This window comes from Sphaerisporangium sp. NPDC051017, from assembly GCF_040683095.1.
Classification (GTDB): domain Bacteria; phylum Actinomycetota; class Actinomycetes; order Streptosporangiales; family Streptosporangiaceae; genus Sphaerisporangium.
The window spans coordinates 1-1,517 of the sequence record NZ_JBFBCI010000155.1; the positions used below are offsets into that span (position 1 = coordinate 1).

The 1,517-nt window shown below is 67.4% G+C and carries 1 protein-coding gene; it reads left to right on the top strand.

Features of this window, described 5'->3' with window-relative positions; translation table 11 throughout:
* On the top strand, positions 1 to 1,517 hold a 1,517-nt coding region (locus tag AB0M95_RS40980; RefSeq protein WP_363777191.1), incomplete at both ends, for a (Fe-S)-binding protein.

Genomic DNA, 1,517 nt, shown 5'->3' on the forward strand with positions numbered 1-1,517 from the left:
GCGTTCGCCTCCGAGGCGGTGGCCAAGGTGCTGCCCACCAGTGAGGCGCTGGAGTCGGTGGGGCTGCTGCTGCACATCGGCGTCATGCTGGTGTTCCTGGTGATCGTGGTGAACTCCAAGCACCTGCACATCTTCCTGGCGCCGCTGAACGTGCTGTTCTCACGGCGTCCCGACGGGCTGGGCGCGGTGCCCCAGATGCGCAGCAACGGCACGGTGCTGGACTTCGAGGAGGCCGACCCCGACACCGACGTGTTCGGCCGCGGCAAGATCGAGGACACCACGTGGAAGGGGTTCCTGGACTTCTACACCTGCACCGAGTGCGGCCGCTGCCAGTCGCAGTGCCCGGCATGGAACACCGACAAGCCGCTGTCGCCCAAGATGCTGATCCTGGACCAGCGCGACCACGCCTTCGCCATCGCCCCCTACCTGCTCGCCGGTGAACAGGAGCGGGCGAAGCTGCCCGAGGACGTGCTGGCCCTGGCCGGCAAGCCGCTGGTGGGCGAGCAGGGCGTCATCCACCCGGACGTGCTGTGGTCGTGCACCAACTGCGGCGCCTGCGTGGAGCAGTGCCCGGTGGACATCGAGCACATCGACCACATCATCGACATGCGCCGCTACCAGGTGATGATCGAGTCCAGCTTCCCCTCCGAGGCCGGGGTCATGCTGAAGAACCTGGAGAACAAGGGCAACCCGTGGGGCGTGGCGGAGACCAGGCGCGCCGAGTGGATCGAGGAGCTGGCCTCGCGGGAGGTCGACCCCGTCCCGGTCCCGCTCATCGAGGACAAGGTGCCCGACGATCTGGAGTACCTGTTCTGGGTGGGCTGCGCGGGGGCGCTGGAGGACCGGGCGAAGAAGACCACCAAGGCCGTGGCCGAGCTGCTGCACATCGCCGGGGTCAAATTCGGCGTGCTCGGGCCGATGGAGGCGTGCACCGGCGACCCGGCCCGGCGGCTGGGCATGGAGTTCCTGTTCGACATGCTGGCCCGGCAGAACATCGAGACGCTGAACGAGGCCGGCGTCAAGAAGATCGTGGCGACGTGCCCGCACTGCTTCAACACCCTGGCCAACGAGTACCCGCAGCTGGGTGGCACGTTCGAGGTGGTGCATCACACCCAGTTGCTGGCCCGGCTGGTGGAGGAGGGCAGGCTCACCCCGATCACCCCGATCGAGGAGAAGATCACCTACCACGATCCGTGTTTCCTGGGCCGGCACAACAAGGTGTACGCCCAGCCGCGCGACATCATGGCCAAGGTGCCCGGCGTCCAGGCCCAGGAGATGCACCGCTGCAAGGAGCGCGGGTTCTGCTGCGGCGCGGGTGGCGCGCGCATGTGGATGGAGGAGCGTATCGGCAAGCGCATCAACACCGAGCGGGTGGATGAGGCGCTGACCACCGACCCCGACACCGTGTCCACCGCGTGCCCGTTCTGCCTGGTCATGCTGGGAGACGCGATCAACGAGAAGAAGAACAACGGCCAGGCCAAGGAGACGCTGGAGGTCGTGGACGTCGCCCAGCTCCT